The following is a 14,649-nucleotide window of genomic DNA, read 5'->3' as shown; positions in this document are numbered from 1 at the left end:
GGGTCCAGTTGGGGGACCGTGCCGCATCACACGAGCCGCCCGCCACTGGCCCCCGGCCTCCGCCGGGGTGACAATTGTCAGTATGGGTAGAAGCCACGCCGCACCCTACAACCACTCCGGCACGCGCTCCGCCGCGAGGATCGTCTCCGCCGCGATACGGTCGGCGACCACGGCATAGCGATCGCCATCCACCAGCACCTCGGGCACCAGCGCGCGGCTGTTGTAGGTCGATGCCATCGTCGCGCCATAGGCGCCCGCCGTGCGCAGCACCGCCAGATCGCCGCCCTTCACCGCGTCCATCTCGCGCGCCATCGCGAAGGTATCGCCGGTCTCGCACACCGGGCCGGCGACGTTCGCCGTCATCCGTTCGCCCCTCGGGACCACCGCATCGACATCGTGCCATGCGTCGTACAGCGCCGGACGCGCCAGATCGTTCATCGCCGCATCGACGATCACATAGGGATGCACGACGCCGGGCTTCACCCAGATCACGCGCGTCAGCAGCACGCCGGCATTGCCCGCGATCACGCGCCCCGGCTCGAACATCAGCTGGACGTCCCAGCCCTTCGTCACCCGCTCCACCATCGCGCCATATTCGGCCGGGGTGCGCGGATCGTCGCCCGCCTTGTAGCGGACGCCGAGGCCGCCGCCGAGATCGACGCGCGCTACCTGATGGCCCGCCGCGCGCAGCTCGTCGACCAGCGCCTTGACCCGCCGGTATGCCGCCTCCAGCGGGGCGAGATCGAACAGCTGGCTGCCGATATGAATCGCCACGCCCTGCATCGACAGGCCCGGCAGTGCCGACAGCCGTGCGTACATCGCAGGGGCCTGATCGATCGACACCCCGAACTTGTTCTCCTTGCGCCCGGTCGAGATCTTGGCATGGGTGCCGGCATCGACGTCCGGGTTGACGCGCAGCACCGCGCGCGCGGCCAGCCCGCGTTCGTGCGCCAGCTGCGCCAGCACGACGCCCTCTTCCTCCAGTTCCAGGTTGAATTGCCCGATCCCGGCCTCCAGCCCGCGCAGCAACTCGGCGCGGGTCTTGCCGACGCCGGAGAAGACGATCCCGCTCGCCGGGATGCCCGCCGCCAGCGCGCGCGCCATCTCGCCGCCCGACACCACGTCGGCACCATAGCCCTCGGCGGCGACGACGCGCAGCACGGCCAGGTTCGGATTGGCCTTGATCGCATAGGCCAGATGCACGTCGGGCACTCCCGACAGCGCGTCGCGAAACGCACGCGCCTGCGCGCGGAACGCCGCGGCGGAATAGACATAGACGGGGGTGCCGACCTCATCGGCGATCCGCGTCAGCGGCACGTCCTCACACCAGAGGGCACCGTCGCGATAGTGGAAATGGTCCATGCAAGCTCATCGAAATCAGAGGGTCAGCGCGGTGGCAGGTCGAACGGGTCGTTGGGCCGCTCCTGCGAGGATTTGAGCACCTCGCCGGTCCGCTGCGGCCGCGCCTGCACCGATGGGGTCAGCAGGTCCGGGACGGTCGGCGTCTGCACCGCGCCATAAGGCGCGACGGGCATCGCCTGTCCCGGCGCCGGTTTGAGCCCCTGCGTCGATCCGCACGCGGACAGCGCCAGCCCGAACAGCAGGACCAGCCCCCTCACCCGCGCGCCGCCCGGATCGCGGCGCGGACATTGTCCGGCGCGGTGCCGCCGAAGCTCCGCCGGCTCGCCACCGACGCGTCGACCGACAGCACGCCATAGACGGCATCGGTGATCCGCGCGTCGATCGCCTGCAGGTCGGCGAGCGGCACCTTGTCCAGCGTGCACGCCAGCGCCTCCGCGCGTGCCACCGCGCGCCCGGTGATGTGATGCGCCTCGCGGAACGGCACGTCCGCCTCGCGCACCAGCCAGTCGGCCAGATCGGTGGCGGTCGCGAAACCGCTTTCGGCGAGGGCGCGCATCCGGTCGGTGCGGAACGTCGCGCTTTCGATCATGCCGGTCATCGCCGCGATCGAGATCGCCAGCAGATCGTGGCACTCGAACACCGGCGGCTTGTCGTCCTGCATGTCCTTGGAATAGGCCAGCGGCAGCCCCTTCATCGTCACCATCAGGCTGACGAGGCAGCCGGAGATGCGCCCGGCGTGACCGCGCACCAGCTCGGCGGCGTCGGGGTTGCGCTTCTGCGGCATGATCGAGCTGCCGGTCGACCATTGGTCGCTGAGCGACACGAAGCCGAACGGCTGCGACGCCCACAGCACGAATTCCTCGGCCAGCCGGCTGAGGTGGAGCGAGCATTGCACCGCCGCCATCAGGTAATCGAGCGCGAAGTCGCGGTCGCTGACCGAATCGAGGCTGTTGCGGGTCGGCCCGTCGAAGCCGAGCGCGGCGGCGGTCGCATGGCGGTCGATCGGGAAGCCGGTTCCCGCCAGCGCCGCCGCGCCCAGCGGGCAGAGGTTGCCGCGCGCACGATTGTCGCGAAAGCGGCTGACGTCGCGCGACACCATCTCGTGATAGGCCATCAGGTGATGGCCGAGCGTCACCGGCTGCGCCGATTGCAGGTGGGTGAAGCCGGGCATCACGCTGTCGGCATGTTCCTCCGCGCGCGCCAGCAACGCGGCGTCGAGCGCGTCGAGCGCGGCCAGCACCTGATCGGTGGCGTCGCGCACCCACAGGCGGAAGTCGGTCGCGACCTGATCGTTGCGGCTGCGCGCGGTATGGAGCCGCCCGGCGGCGGGACCGATCGCGGCGGACAGCCGCGCCTCGGTCAGCATATGGATGTCCTCCATCGCCAGATCGTCGGGCACGCCGTCGGCGGCATAGCCGGCCGCAACCTGCTCCAGCCCGTCGCGAATCGCGGCGGCGTCATCGGCGGACACGATGCCCCGTTCGCCCAGCATCGTGACATGCGCGCGGCTGCCGGCGACGTCCTGTCGCCACATCCGCTTGTCGAAGGGGATGGAGGCGTTTATCTCGCGCATCACCGCGGCGGGCCCTTCGGCAAACCGCCCGCCCCACATCTGGTTGGAACCGCTCATGGCATCCCGCGTCGCGATCGTCTGTCTCCTCGGCACCGCGCTGGGCCTCGCGGCGTGCGATAAGCCGTCACCGGGCAACGGGCAAGTCGAGGTCGCGGGCAGCAGCGACGAAGCGACCGGCGCCGCGACCGCGCCGGCGGCGGGCAAGGTCGATCGCAGCCACAAGGGCGAGGCGCCGCCGGTCGCGCCGTTCAAGGGGCCGGACGGATCGGCGACGACGCTCGCCTCGCTAGGCGGCAAGCCGCTGCTGGTGAACCTGTGGGCGACATGGTGCGCGCCGTGCGTGAAGGAGATGCCGACGCTCAACGCCGCAGCCGCATCGCTCGACGGCAAGGTGTCGGTCGTGGCGGTCAGCCAGGACATGGACGAGGCGAAGGCGCTGGCGTTCCTCGAAAAGGGCCAGTTTTCCGCGCTGACGCCCTATCTCGATCCGAAGCTGGGGCTGAGCACCGCCTATGGGGCCAATTTGCCGATGACGATCCTCTACGACGCCGGCGGGCATGAGCTCTGGCGCGTGACCGGCGACATGGACTGGACGGGCGCGGAAGCGAAGAAGCTGCTGGCGGAAGCGGTGTAGGGCTGCCGGCGTCCTTCGTCATTTCCGCCGCCCCCCGTCATTCCCGCGCAGGCGGGAATCCAGAACCTCTGACGTCCACGGCTCTGGCGAAAACCTGTGCGTCTGGATTCCCGCCTTCGCGGGAATGACGAAAGTGAAACCAATGTACCGCTCGCCCACTTCCTCCACCTCCGGCGCGCTCCTCGCGGTCGTCGTAGCGAACACCGCGCTGGCGTTCGGGCCGTTGTTCGTACGGATGGCCGACACCGGGCCGGTCGCCGCCGCCTTCTGGCGGATGGCGCTGGCGGTGCCGGTCCTCGCCGTGGCGGCCGTCACGATGCGTCGCCAAACCGGCGGGGGCGAGCCGCGCGGGCGCATCTGGCTGTTCGTCGCGCTGGCCGGGATCGCCTTCGCCGCCGATCTGGGCACGTGGCACCTCGGCATCATCCACACCACGATGGCCAACGCCACACTCCTCGGCAATTCCGCGACCTTCCTCTTCCCGCTCTGGGGCTTTCTGGTCGCGCGTGCCTGGCCGACGCGAATGCAGGGCGTCGCGCTGCTGCTCGCCGCGCTCGGTGCCGGGCTGCTGATGGGGCGGTCGTACCAGCTCGATCCGCGTCACCTGACGGGCGACCTGCTGTGCGTGCTCGCGGGCGTGCTCTACGCGGGCTATTTCATCCTGATGGCCGACGTGCGCCGCGCGCTCGCGCCATGGCCGGCGCTCGCGCTGTCGTCGCTGGCCGCCTTGCTGCCGCTCATCGGCTTCGCGATGCTGCTGGGGGAGCGGATCGTGCCGCAGCAGTGGACGCCGCTGATCGCGCTGGCGCTGGTCTGCCAGATCCTCGGACAGGGCTGCATGATCTATGCGCTGGGCCGGCTGCCGCCGCTGGTGATCGGGCTGGCGCTGCTGATCCAGCCGGCGGTGGCGGCGACGATCGGCTGGGTGCATTTCGGCGAGGCGCTCGCCGCGCCCGATTTCGTGGGGATCGCGATGATCGCCGCGGCATTGGTGCTGGTGCGCGACACGCGGCGCAATGCTACGGAGGCGCCACCCGCCAACCCGGTGCCGGAGGAAACGCGATGACCGACGACCTGACGCTCGACGAGGTGCGCGCCCGGCTCGCCCCGGCGATCGCCGCCAATGCCGCCTTCGACGGATGGAGCGACGCCGCGCGCGATCTCGCCGCCGAACAGGAGGGCGTGGACCCGGACGTGGCGCGCGTCGCCTTCGCCGAGGGGCCGGTCGCGATGATCGATGCATGGTTCGCGCATGTCGATGCCGAGATGGCCCGCGCGCTGCCGCCCGAGGCGCTGGCCGCGATGAAGATCCGCCAGCGGATAACCGCCCTGGTCGAGGCGCGGCTGGCGACGCTCGCCCCGGAACGCGAGGCGCTGCGCCGCGCGCGCGCGGTCCTCGCGCTGCCGGTCAACGTCGTCCATGCCGCACGACTGGGGTGGCGCAGCGTCGATGCCATGTGGCGGATGGCGGGCGATACCGCGACCGATTACAACCATTATACCAAGCGCACGATGCTGCTGGCGGTCTATGCCGCGACCACCACCGTGTTCCTGGACGACGACAGCGAGGGACAGGCCGACACGCACGCGTTTTTGGCGCGCCGGATCGACGGAATCATGCGCTTCGAGAAGGCCAAGGCGCAGTTCACGCGACGGACGAACCGCCGGCCCAGCCTGAGCCGCTTCGTGGGCAGGTTGCGCTATCCGGTGGTGTGAGAGGCCGTCCGTCATGCGAGCGTAGCGAAGCAACGACGAGAGACGACGACGACCGGCCTCGTTACCGTCGCCCATTCGCTTATTGATAATCAATCTCACCGTCGGTATACGGGCCTCGTGACCATCAGCCTCGAAACCCTGCCGCGGCATCAGGCCGCCGTCGTCGACGCCATCGACTGGACGCGACTCGCCACGCCCGAGGCGCGGCGGTTGCGTGAGCTGGGGTTCGATACCGGGGTGCCGGTACAGGTGCTGCACCGCGCGCGGATCGGCGGCGGGCCGGTCGCCTGCCGGATCGGACGGATGACCGTCGCGCTGCGGCGTGCGGTCGCGGGCGCGATCCGCGTTTCCGTCGAGCCGCTGGCCGCCGAGTGATCGTCCGGCCGTCGTCACGCTGATGGACATGCCCCCGCTGGTTGCGATGGTCGGCAACCCCAATGCCGGCAAGAGCGCGTTGTTCAACGCGCTGACGGGAGCACGGCAGAAGGTCGGCAATTATCCCGGCGTCACCGTCGAACGTCATTCGGGCCGCCTCGCGCTCGACGACGGGCGCCCGGTCGAACTGGTCGACCTGCCCGGCGCGTACAGCCTCGAACCCTCGTCGCCAGACGAGCGCGTGACGCGCGACGTGCTGCTCGGCGCGCAGGCCGGGGAACGCCGCCCGGACGCCTTGGTCGTGGTCGTCGACGCCGCCAACCTCGACAATCATTTGCGCTTCGCGATGCAATTGATCGCGCTCGGACTGCCGGTGGTGGTCGCGCTCAACATGATCGATCTCGCCGAGCGCGACGGGCTGGTCCTCGATCCCGCCGTGCTGGCGCGTGAACTGGGCGTGCCGGTGATCCCGACCGTTGCGGTGCGGCGGCGCGGGATCGACGTGCTGCGCGCCACGCTGACCGACGTCGTCGGGACCGGGCGCGCCGCGATCGGCGCCGTGACGCTGCCGGACGAGGATATCGCCGTTCTGCAACGCCGCGCCCGCGCGCTGTCGCGGGCGGCGACGGTCAGCGAGACGCCGACGCGCCGCTGGCACCATGCACTCGACAGCGTCGCGCTGCATCCCGTGTTCGGGCCGATCCTGCTGGTCGGGTTGCTGTTCGTGATGTTCCAGGCGGTGTTCAGCTGGTCGGAGGCGCCGGTCGGCTGGATCGAGGACGGCTTCGCCGCGCTTGACGCCGCGGTCGAGGGGGCGATGGCGCCCGGCTTCCTGCGCTCGCTGCTGACCGACGGCGTGATCGCCGGCGTCGGCGCGGTCGTCGTGTTCCTGCCGCTGATCCTGATCCTGTTCCTGTTCATCCTCGTGCTGGAGGCGTCGGGCTATATGGTCCGCGCCGCCTTCCTGTTGGACCGGTTGATGGCGGGCGTCGGCCTGTCGGGACGCGCGTTCATCCCGCTCCTGTCCAGCTTCGCCTGCGCCGTGCCCGGAATCATGGCGACGCGGACGATCGATGACGAGAAGGACCGGCTGACCACGATCCTGATCGCGCCGCTGATGACCTGTTCGGCGCGGCTGCCGGTCTATACGATCATCATCGGCGCCTTCATCCCGGCGCGACAGGTGCTGCCGTTCGTGGGGCTGCAGGGGCTGGTGCTGCTCGGCCTGTACCTGATGGGGATCATCGGCGCGTTCGTCGCCGCGCTGCTGCTGCGCCGCACCGTGACGAAGGGCGAATCCTCGGGCTTCATGATGGAGATGCCCAAATACCAGCTCCCGCGCCTGCACGATGTCGTGATCGGGCTGTGGAGCCGCGCGCTGATCTTCCTGAAGCGCGCCGGCACGACGATCGCGCTGACCACGGTCGTGCTCTGGGCGCTGCTGAGCTTCCCCAAGGCGCCCCCGGGGCAAAGCCAGGTCGAATATTCGGTCGCGGGGCGGATCGCCAGCGGGCTGGAGGTCGTGGTGCGGCCGATCGGTTTCAATCACGATATCGCGCTGGCGCTGATCCCGGCGATGGCCGCGCGCGAGGTGGCGGTGGCGGCGATCGGCACCGCTTATGCGATCGACGATACCGAGGATGCGTCGGGCGCCAAGAGCCTGGTCGATCACCTGCGCGGGCGCTGGTCGCTGCCGACCGCGCTGGCCTTCCTGATGTGGTTCGTGTTCGCGCCGCAATGCATCAGCACGATCGCCGTGACCCGGCGCGAGACGAACGGCTGGCGATGGCCGCTGTTCATGCTCGGCTACCTTTTCGTGACCGCTTATGTCATGGCGGGGATCACATTCTGGCTGGCGACGTTTGCCGGCCTCTAAGAGGATCTCATGGCAGGCAGCGTCAACAAGGTCATTCTCGTCGGCAACCTCGGGCGCGATCCCGAGTCGCGCTCGTTCCAGAACGGCGGCAAGGTGGTGAACCTGCGGATCGCCACGTCCGAATCGTGGAAGGACCGCAACACCGGCGAGAAGAAGGAAAAGACCGAATGGCATTCGGTCGCGATCTTCAACGAAGGTCTGGCGAACGTCGCCGAGCGGTTCCTGCGCAAGGGCAGCAAGGTCTATGTCGAGGGCCAGCTCCAGACGCGCAAGTGGCAGGACCAGAACGGGCAGGACCGTTACTCGACCGAGGTCGTGCTGCAGGGTTTCAACTCGGTACTGACGATGCTCGACGGGCCGGGCGGCGGCAATGGCGGCGGCAATGGCGGTGGCGGTGGCGGCGGTCGTGACGACTTCGGCGGCGGCGACGATTTCGGCGGCGGCAGCGGCGGTGGCTATGGCGGCGGCTCGCGTGGCGGCGGCGGTGGCGGCGCGCGCGGCGGCGGTGCGCCGTCCGGAGGCGCGTCGCGCGGCGGCGGCAATTACGGTGGCGGCTTCGCGGACGACCTCGACGACGACGTGCCGTTCTAAATGCCGCGCACCAACCCTTCTCCGCTGATCTGCGCCGACGCGCTCGACGAGGCGAAGCGATCGCAGGCGCTTGCCGCCTACGATATCCAGTCGCTGCACGGCGCGGCGGCGCTGCGGCAGATCACCGATTTCGCCGCGCGGCTCTGCGGCGTGCCGTCCGGGATCGTCAGCATCCTGGACACCGATCACCAGACGTTTCTGGCGCGCACCGGCGTGCCCGAGGGGCCGGAGCCGGCGCGCGAACATTCGTTCTGCGGCCATACGATGTGGGGCGACGGCCTGACGATCGTCACCGACGCCAGCACCGATCCGCGCTTCCGGAACAATCCGCTCGTCACCGGCGAGATGCACCTGCGCTTCTACGCCGGCGCGCCGCTGGTGTCGGACGACGGCTTCCCGATGGGCTCGCTCTGCGTGCTCGACACCGTCCCGCATCCGGAGGGGCTGACACCGCTCCAGCAGGAGGGGCTGACGGTGCTGGCGGCCAACGTGCTGGCGCGGCTGCGCGATTCGCGCGACGGCGCGGCCCGGCGCGCCTCGGTGCGACAGGCGCGCGCGAATGCCGAGGATAGCGAGACGCGCTTTCGCACGCTGGCGGACACCATGCCGCAGATGGTGTGGTCGACGCTGCCCGATGGCTATCACGATTATTACAATGCGCGCTGGTACGACTACACCGGCATGCCGGAGGGATCGACCGATGGCGAGGCATGGAACGGCATGTTCCATGTCGAGGATCAGGAACGCGCCTGGACGGCATGGCGACATTCGCTGGCGACCGGCGAACCCTATGAGATCGAATACCGGCTGCGCCACCATGACGGGCACTATCGCTGGGTGCTGGGGCGCGCGTTGCCGATCCGCGACGGCGACGGGCGGATCACGCGCTGGTTCGGCACCTGCACCGACATCCACGAACACAAATTGGCGATGGAGGAGCGCGAGGTCGTCAGCCAGGAACTGAGCCACCGTATCAAGAACATCTTCTCGGTCGTGGCCGGGCTGGTCCATCTGACCGGCCGCACGCATCCGGAAGTCGCAGGGCTGCTCGGCGAGTTGCGCCAGCGCATCACCGCGCTGGGTCGCGCGCATGACTTCGTGCGCCCGCACAGCGACCAGTCGCGTCCGCAACTCCGGCAGGACAGCCTGCAGGGCCTGCTGGAAGATCTGTTCATCCCCTATCAGTCCCGCGCCGGCGATCGCTTCCGGATCGCGGGTGCCGACTTCGCGGTGGACGATCGCGCCGCGACGCCGCTGGCGTTGATCTTCCACGAACTGGCGACCAACGCGAGCAAATATGGCGCGCTGTCGACCGCGCAGGGTATGGTCGAGCTGACGATCACCGACGTCGGCGACGATGTGGTGCTGCGCTGGTGCGAACGCGGCGGGCCCCCACTCGACGGGACGCCGGGCGAACATGGCTTCGGTTCGCAGCTGATCGAAATGAGCGCCGCGCGTCAGCTGGGCGGGCAGGTGACGCGCGAATGGCCGCGCGACGGACTGGAAGTGACGGTAACGATCCCGCGCGGCGCGTTCAGCCGATCGGTTGCCACCTGACGAAATCGTCGCTGCCGGGCCCGGTGGCCGTATCCTGAGCGGCGGTCTGCGCCGCAGCCAGGATCGCCTCCTCGTTGAACGGCTTGCGGACATAGCCGAGCGCGGTGTCGCGATTGGTGATCTGCCCGGGATTGGCGGTGACGAACACGACGCGCACGCCATGGTCGCGCGCGATCCGCTCCGCGATGTCGGGCCCGGTGGGGCCGTCGCGCAGATTGACGTCGACGAACGCGAAGCGACAGCCGGGTGCCGCTTCCAGCGCGGTCTGCGCGTCGGCGGCGATGGCGGCGACCGTATAGCCGGCATCCTCCAGGATCCGCTCCAGATCCAGCGCCACGAAAATCTCGTCTTCTACAATCAGCGCGGTCTTGCTCATCATCGATCCCGATTCCCCGCGATCTTAACCGGGATCAACGTGGCTTGTTCCGTCGCAGCAGAAATACGGCATGTTCCGCCATCATATTCGCCGCCGCGCCGCCGGTGCGCTTGTCCCCCGACAGGAACCACGCCCCGTCCACCGTCACCGCGCGCTCGGCCAGATGTGCGCGAAAATCGTCGATCGTCAGATGGTGGATGTTGGGCGTGTCGTACCAGCGCTCGGGCAACAGCCGCGTCACCGGCATCCGCCCGCCCCACAGCAGCGACAGCCGCACGCGCCAATGCGCGAAATTGGGAAAGCTGACGAAGGCGTGCCTCCCGATCCGCAGCAGTTCGTCCAGCACCCGGTCGGGCGCGCGCGCGGTCTGCAACGTCTGGCTGAGGATCGCATAGTCGAAACTGCCATCGGGATATCCCGCCAGATCGGTATCCGCGTCACCCTGGATCACCGACAGGCCGCGCCCGACCGCCGCGGCGACATTGGCGGGGTCGATTTCCAGCCCGCGCGCATCGACGCCACATTCGTCGCGCAACGCCGCCATCAGTTCGCCGTCGCCGCACCCGACATCCAGCACCCGCGCCCCGCGCGGCACATGCGCGGCGATGATCGCCAGATCGGGGCGCAGGCTCATCGTCCGGTTCCCAGAAAACCGCTGACCACCCGGTCCAGTTCGGGCGATTCCAGGAGGAAGGCGTCATGCCCGTACGGGCTGGACAGTTCGACAAAGCTCGCCGCCGCGCCGCCCGCCATCAGCGCATGGACCACGGCCCGCGACTCGCTGGTGGGATACAGCCAGTCGGTGTCGAAGCTGACGAGGCAGAAACGCGTCGCCGTCCCCCGGAACGCATTGGCGAGCAGCCCGCCATGCTCCTCGGCGAGATCGAAATAATCGAGCGCGCGGGTGATGTAGAGATAGCTGTTGGCGTCGAAGCGGTCGGTGAACGCCAGTCCCTGGTGCCGCAGATAGCTTTCGACCTGGAAATCGGCGTCGAACCCGAACGACTTCTGTTCGCGCGCCTGAAGCCGCCGCCCGAACTTCTCGGTCAGCCCCGCTTCCGACAGATAGGTGATGTGCGCCGCCATCCGCGCCACCGCCAGCCCCGCCGCGGGCGGATCGCCGTCGTAATAATCGCCGCCGCGCCAGTTCGGGTCGGCCATCACCGCCTGCCGCCCGACCTCGTGAAAGGCGATGTTCTGCGCCGAATGTCGCGCGGTGGAGGCGATCATCAGGCACGCCGCGACCCGCTCCGGGAAGGTCGCCGCCCAGCTCAGCGCCTGCATACCGCCCATCGACCCGCCGACCACCGCCGCCAGTTGCCCGACGCCCAGGTGATCCAGCAGCAACGCCTGCGCGCGTACCATGTCGCGGATCGTGATGACCGGGAAGGACATGCCATAGGGCCGCCCCGTCACCGGATCGATGCTGGCCGGCCCCGACGAGCCCATGCACGATCCGAGCACGTTGGCGCAGATCACGAAGAAGCGATCGGTGTCGATCGGCTTGCCCGGCCCGACCATCCGTTGCCACCAGCCCGGCTTCCCGGTGCGCGGGTGCGCGCTGGCCACATGCTGGTCCCCGGTCAGCGCATGGCAGACCAGCATCGCATTGCCACCGCCGGGCGCCAGCGAGCCATAGGTTTCATAGGCGATCTCGACCGGCGCGAGCAGCGCGCCACCATCGAGCCTGAGCGGCCCCGGCAGCACGACGCGCCGCGACAGGCCGAACCGCTGGTCGAGCGAGGAAGGCGTGGTCAGCATCGAGCGACCGTCTCTACGCGCGCGCGGGGCGCGGTGTCGAGATGGCGACGAACCGGGCGCGCACCGGATGAGCGGACAGGTTGACGCAGGTTTACGGATTCCGCGCGCGCGTTGACCAATCGGTAAGATGTCGTGCCTAGCTCCGCGACGACGGCGTGCGGCGTGGAGGCGAAGATGGGAATATTGGATTCACTCGCCGGCTTCATCGACAACGAAGGGCTCGCAGAGGCGTTTGCCGTGAAGCCCGACGATCCCGCCAAGCTGCGCCGGCCCGTGGTGGACGGCATCCGCCGCACGCGCGAACAATATGCGGAGCGCAACATCGGCACCGCCAGAGCGGCCGGCCGGTGGTGGCAGGTCCAGAACGGTGTCGTCGCCTTCACCGTCAAGCTGACCGGCGGCACGTTGCCGCTCAGCGGCTCGACCACCAATCACATCCCCGAGGCGATGTTCGCGGCCTTCCTCGACAAGTTCGAGCAGGCGGTGACCGCGGGCGAGCTCGATGCGGCGCTCAAGGCGTTTCAGGAGGACCGGGCCAAGGCGCCGAACGCCGGCAACGCCCCCCGGAGCAAGTCGCACGGCGGCGGCGAGCGCCACCCCAGCAACGACCGTGAGGATTGGGACAGCCTCACCTGGGCGCAACGCCAGAAGGTCAACGCGCTGTACCGCGAGGGCCGGAACCCGGATGGCAGCAGGATCGCCGAGGTGGGCTACAAGCCCGACGCCGCGTTCTGAACGGCCGGTCCGCCGGGAGCGGGCGGCGCCGCGCGCGGGCCCTTCCCCCGCGCCCCCGCCCGCGCTACCCGCATCGGCCATGAGCAACGCCCCCGTTCCCAAGTCCTGGATCATGGACATTGCCCCGTACGTTCCGGGGCGCTCGACCACCGATGACGGCCGGAAGGTCGCCAAGCTGTCCTCCAACGAGAATCCGCTCGGCACCTCGCCCGCCGCACGCGCGGCCTTCGCCTCGGCCGCCGATTCGCTCGAGCGCTATCCCGATGCCAGCGGCGCGATCGTGCGCGAGGCGATCGCGGCGCGCTTCGATCTCGATCCGGCGCGGATCATCTACGGCAACGGCTCGGATGAGATCCTGCATCTGGCCGCCGGCGCGTTCGCGGGGCCGGGGGACGAGGTGATCTTCGTCCGCTACGGCTTCGCGGTCTATGAAATCGCGACGCGCCGGGTCGGTGCGACGCCGGTGATCGCGCCCGATCGCGATTACGCCACCGATGTCGACGCGATTCTGGCGTGCGTCACCGATCGGACGCGCATCGTCTATGTCGCCAATCCCAACAACCCGACCGGCACCTTCGCCCCCGCCGCCGAAATCGCGCGACTGCACGCCGCGCTGCCGGGCAACGTGCTGCTGGTACTCGATCAGGCCTATGCCGAATATCTTGCCGACCGTGACGACGACGGCGGGATGGAACTGGCGAAGACCGCCAGCAACGTGCTGGTGACGCGGACCTTCTCGAAGATCCACGGCCTCGCTGCCGAGCGGATCGGCTGGGGCTATGCCCATGCCGATATCGTCCAGGCGCTGCACCGCATCCGCCTGCCCTTCAACATCACGATCGGCGGGCAGCGCGCCGCGGTCGCCGCGGTGGAGGACCGCGCGTTCGTCGAGCACACCCGCGCCCACAATGCCGAGTGGCGCGCGTGGTTCGCCGCGGAGATCGCCAGGCTCGGCAATGCCGGGCTGCGCGCGATCCCCAGCGAGGCGAACTTCGTGCTGGTGGTGTTCGAGGGCGCGCTGACCGCCGAGGTCGCCTACAAAGGGCTGATGGATGCGGGCTATATCGTCCGCTGGCTGCCGGGTCAGGGGCTGGCGCAGGGCCTGCGCATCACGATCGGCACCGAGGAGGAGACGCGCGGCGTCGCCGCCGCCTTGCGCGATCTGGTCGAACGCGGCTGATGCTGCCGTTCGCGCGCGTCTCGATCATCGGGCTCGGCCTGATCGGCTCGTCGATCGCCCGCGCGGTGCGGCAATATATGCCGACCGTGCGGCTCAGCGGCCATGACGCCAGCGCGCAGGTGCGCGAAACCGCGCGCCGCATCGACCTGCTCGACGACGTGGCGGACCATGCCGGGGCCGCCGTCATCGACGCCGATCTGGTGATCCTGTGCGTGCCGGTCGGCGCGATGGGCGCGGTCGCGGCGGAAATCGCCGCCGACCTGCCCGCCGATGCGATCGTCAGCGACGTGGGAAGCTGCAAGACCTCGGTCGCGCAGGCGCTGGGCGGCGTGCTGCCGCCCGGACGCGTCGTCCCCGCGCATCCGGTCGCGGGCACCGAGCAGAGCGGGCCGGAGGCGGGGTTCGCGACCCTCTTCCAGCGCCGCTGGTGCATCGTCACGCCGCTCGCCGACAGCGACGAGGCGGCGGTGGTGCGCGTCGAGGAATTCTGGCGCCGGATCGGCGCCGACGTCGAGCGGATGGCGCCCGACCATCACGATCTGGTGCTGGCCGTGACCAGCCACCTGCCGCACCTGATCGCCTATACGATCGTCGGCACGGCGGACGATCTGGAGCAGGTGACGCAGTCGGAGGTCATCAAGTTCTCGGCCGGCGGCTTCCGCGATTTCACCCGCATCGCCGCGTCGGACCCGGTGATGTGGCGCGACGTCTTCCTGTCGAACAAGGAGGCGGTGCTGGAGATGCTGCAACGCTTCAGCGAGGATCTCAGCCAGTTGCAGCGCGCGATCCGCTGGGGCGACGGCGACGCGCTCTACGATCGCTTCGCGAAGACGCGCGCGATCCGCCGCTCGATCGTCGATCAGGGACAGGACGACGCCGCCGCCGACTTCGGGCGACGGCACGACTGACACGC

16 protein-coding genes are annotated in these 14,649 nt (G+C 69.4%); 10 read left to right on the top strand and 6 right to left on the bottom strand.

Annotated elements, in window-relative coordinates; translation table 11 throughout:
• Window positions 1–105 precede the first annotated feature (105 nt).
• From lysA to argH, 3 genes are read right to left on the bottom strand one after another with little or no spacing between them, the layout of a single operon-like run.
• Window positions 106–1,362, bottom strand: coding sequence for a diaminopimelate decarboxylase (gene lysA / locus NS334_RS02510; protein WP_058754403.1), 1,257 nt, complete (start codon window positions 1,360–1,362; stop codon window positions 106–108).
• Between the two features lie 23 nt (window positions 1,363–1,385).
• On the bottom strand, window positions 1,386–1,619 hold the full coding sequence (locus NS334_RS02505; RefSeq protein WP_058754402.1) for a hypothetical protein: 234 nt from the start codon (window positions 1,617–1,619) through the stop codon (window positions 1,386–1,388).
• Complete coding sequence (argH, locus tag NS334_RS02500; protein WP_058754460.1) at window positions 1,616–2,974, bottom strand: argininosuccinate lyase; 1,359 nt, start codon at window positions 2,972–2,974, stop codon at window positions 1,616–1,618. Before argH ends, NS334_RS02505 begins: the two co-directional genes overlap by 4 nt.
• Window positions 2,975–2,990: 16 nt before the next feature.
• On the opposite strand from argH, the gene NS334_RS02495 reads away from it, so the two are divergent.
• From NS334_RS02495 to NS334_RS02465, 7 genes are all read left to right on the top strand, one after another.
• Window positions 2,991–3,569 carry a TlpA family protein disulfide reductase gene (locus NS334_RS02495; RefSeq protein WP_058754401.1) on the top strand — a complete coding sequence of 193 codons (579 nt, stop codon included), beginning with the start codon at window positions 2,991–2,993 and terminating at the stop codon, window positions 3,567–3,569.
• A gap of 142 nt (window positions 3,570–3,711) precedes the next feature.
• On the top strand, window positions 3,712–4,635 hold the full coding sequence (locus tag NS334_RS02490) for a DMT family transporter (RefSeq protein ID WP_153002562.1): 924 nt from the start codon (window positions 3,712–3,714) through the stop codon (window positions 4,633–4,635).
• Window positions 4,632–5,285, top strand: a complete 654-nt coding sequence (locus NS334_RS02485) for a COQ9 family protein (protein ID WP_058754399.1) — start codon at window positions 4,632–4,634, stop codon at window positions 5,283–5,285. The genes NS334_RS02490 and NS334_RS02485 overlap by 4 nt, the downstream gene beginning before the upstream one ends.
• Before the next feature lie 117 nt (window positions 5,286–5,402).
• Window positions 5,403–5,660, top strand: a complete 258-nt coding sequence (locus tag NS334_RS02480) for a FeoA family protein (protein ID WP_058754398.1) — start codon at window positions 5,403–5,405, stop codon at window positions 5,658–5,660.
• 22 nt (window positions 5,661–5,682) lie between these two features.
• Entirely contained in the window at window positions 5,683–7,536 is a 1,854-nt protein-coding gene (gene feoB, locus NS334_RS02475; protein WP_058754397.1) for a ferrous iron transporter B, read from the top strand.
• Between the two features lie 9 nt (window positions 7,537–7,545).
• The gene (ssb, locus tag NS334_RS02470) at window positions 7,546–8,127 is read left to right on the top strand and encodes a single-stranded DNA-binding protein (RefSeq protein ID WP_058754396.1); all 582 of its coding nucleotides are present in this window, start codon (window positions 7,546–7,548) and stop codon (window positions 8,125–8,127) included.
• A complete protein-coding gene (locus NS334_RS02465; protein WP_058754395.1) occupies window positions 8,128–9,684 on the top strand; it encodes a PAS domain-containing protein in 1,557 nt (518 codons plus the stop codon).
• Here NS334_RS02465 and NS334_RS02460 read toward each other — a convergent pair.
• The 3 genes from NS334_RS02460 to metX are packed head-to-tail and all read right to left on the bottom strand — an operon-like array spanning window position 9,662 to window position 11,821.
• Window positions 9,662–10,060 (bottom strand): response regulator, encoded by a 399-nt coding sequence (locus tag NS334_RS02460; protein ID WP_193752982.1) that lies wholly within the window; start codon window positions 10,058–10,060, stop codon window positions 9,662–9,664. The two genes, NS334_RS02465 and NS334_RS02460, sit on opposite strands and share 23 nt — an antisense overlap.
• A gap of 34 nt (window positions 10,061–10,094) precedes the next feature.
• Window positions 10,095–10,694 (bottom strand): methionine biosynthesis protein MetW, encoded by a 600-nt coding sequence (gene metW / locus NS334_RS02455; RefSeq protein WP_058754393.1) that lies wholly within the window; start codon window positions 10,692–10,694, stop codon window positions 10,095–10,097.
• Window positions 10,691–11,821, bottom strand: a complete 1,131-nt coding sequence (gene metX / locus NS334_RS02450; RefSeq protein WP_058754392.1) for a homoserine O-acetyltransferase MetX — start codon at window positions 11,819–11,821, stop codon at window positions 10,691–10,693. Before metX ends, metW begins: the two co-directional genes overlap by 4 nt.
• Before the next feature lie 162 nt (window positions 11,822–11,983).
• Here metX and NS334_RS02445 point away from each other — a divergent pair, with 162 nt between their 5' ends.
• From NS334_RS02445 to NS334_RS02435, 3 genes are all read left to right on the top strand, one after another.
• Window positions 11,984–12,556, top strand: a complete 573-nt coding sequence (locus NS334_RS02445) for a hypothetical protein (RefSeq protein ID WP_058754391.1) — start codon at window positions 11,984–11,986, stop codon at window positions 12,554–12,556.
• 79 nt (window positions 12,557–12,635) lie between these two features.
• On the top strand, window positions 12,636–13,736 hold the full coding sequence (hisC, locus tag NS334_RS02440; protein WP_058754390.1) for a histidinol-phosphate transaminase: 1,101 nt from the start codon (window positions 12,636–12,638) through the stop codon (window positions 13,734–13,736).
• Window positions 13,736–14,644 carry a prephenate/arogenate dehydrogenase family protein gene (locus tag NS334_RS02435; protein ID WP_058754389.1) on the top strand — a complete coding sequence of 303 codons (909 nt, stop codon included), beginning with the start codon at window positions 13,736–13,738 and terminating at the stop codon, window positions 14,642–14,644. Before hisC ends, NS334_RS02435 begins: the two co-directional genes overlap by 1 nt.
• Window positions 14,645–14,649: the final 5 nt, after the last annotated feature.

The sequence above is a fragment of the Sphingomonas endophytica genome (genome assembly GCF_001476895.1).
In the GTDB taxonomy this organism is placed as follows: Bacteria; Pseudomonadota; Alphaproteobacteria; order Sphingomonadales; family Sphingomonadaceae; genus Sphingomonas; species Sphingomonas endophytica_A.
Note: the sequence above shows the minus strand (reverse complement) of the source record. Positions and strands in the feature narration are given on the sequence as shown.